Source organism: Lactiplantibacillus garii (assembly GCF_003885105.1).
GTDB classification, from domain to species: Bacteria; Bacillota; Bacilli; order Lactobacillales; family Lactobacillaceae; genus Lactiplantibacillus; species Lactiplantibacillus garii.
The window spans coordinates 1-1,256 of record NZ_QWZQ01000110.1 but is presented as its reverse complement, the minus strand read 5'-3'; the positions used below and the strand labels follow the sequence as shown (position 1 = coordinate 1,256).

Annotated in this window: 1 protein-coding gene; it reads right to left on the bottom strand. The window is 35.0% G+C overall.

The window, feature by feature from the left end; all coding sequences use genetic code 11:
- Entirely contained in the window at window positions 1–1,146 is a 1,146-nt protein-coding gene (locus D1831_RS14195) for a matrixin family metalloprotease (RefSeq protein WP_125073451.1), read from the bottom strand.
- Window positions 1,147–1,256 lie beyond the last annotated feature (110 nt).

The following is a 1,256-nucleotide window of genomic DNA, read 5'->3' as shown; positions in this document are numbered from 1 at the left end:
CTAATAGATTGTGTTGTATTCTGCGGAAACGTGGAGGGCTGGCAGTTTAACTACTGAACTTGTTTTTTTACCCGCAATTTTTTGAGTAATAGTTAAATTTTTACTACTGTTTTTAATTTTTGAGTTGTTTAAATAAAATTTTGTCTGGTTAGTATCCCAGGCTGTGATGCTCATCAGATATTTACCATTTTTATAAATATCTGTAGTTGCATTTTTGTTACCAATAACGGTGTAGTGAATGCCCTTTTTTGTACGCGTTGCCTTTTTTATTACTGGTTTTTTAGTTGCGTATTTATTAGCATTGATTGATTTAATAACGGTTGATCCATTCAATAATTTGAAAGTCCCGTAGCCCTTAAAGCGCTTAGTGATAACAAATTTTCCTGCTTTTGTTTTAACGTTGGCGATTTTCTTTCCCTTATAGTTAAGGAGTAACTTTTTTACACCTTTAACGTGACCTTTAATGGTAACAGCGTGTTTTTTACTACTGTATGTGACTTTTAGTTTGGAAATCTTTGGAGTAGCTTTTATATAGTAGACAGAAGTCACAGCATTGGCGGGATCGTTTAATTTAGTATTGGGAACCGTATCGAAAGCAATACTGCTTCTATAGCGTGCAATCATGCCTTTAACATCACACTTTTGAATGCCAAAGTATCTATTTGAAGGGTTCATAACAGATGTACTACCGGCTTTATTATGTGCTAATCCTAATGTATGTCCCAATTCATGTTCAGCAACATTCACTCGCTGTGCTTTTGTATAACCATATTTTTTAAAAGCTGCACGATTAATACGAACTTTAGCCCAAAAAATATGACCAGTTTGTTTATCATGGTTGATATATGCTACGCCTGCTAGATTATTGTTTGTACCACCATCGTATGATGACAAAGTGGTTTTAGACTTCTTGGCTTTGGTCCAAACAAACCCTTTTTTAGTCCAAGCCTTTGTAGCAGTTTTCCAAACCTCTTTATAGTAGGTTGATGTTGATAGATCTTGATAGTTAGCTGTTTGCTTTGAATATCGGTTGCCTAACATTGGCGTTGTTGAAAGTGTCGAGGCATGTACGTTTGTTACACCAATAAATGATGTTGATAACAACGTTACTGATAGAGCTGAAATAATACTTTTTGAAATACGCATAATACAAAATCCCCCTTGTAAATATTGCGCAAATCATCCAGAAGGTTCGAACGGTTTGAACACTATTCACGGTAGCTGGGCCTAGAATAAAAAGTGTACAAGTTAAATAG

Excerpts from the sequence above, each read along its gene's own strand:
- D1831_RS14195 (WP_125073451.1), bottom strand. The coding sequence starts at position 1,146 with ATGCGTATTTCAAAAAGTATTATTTCAGCTCTATCAGTAACGTTGTTA.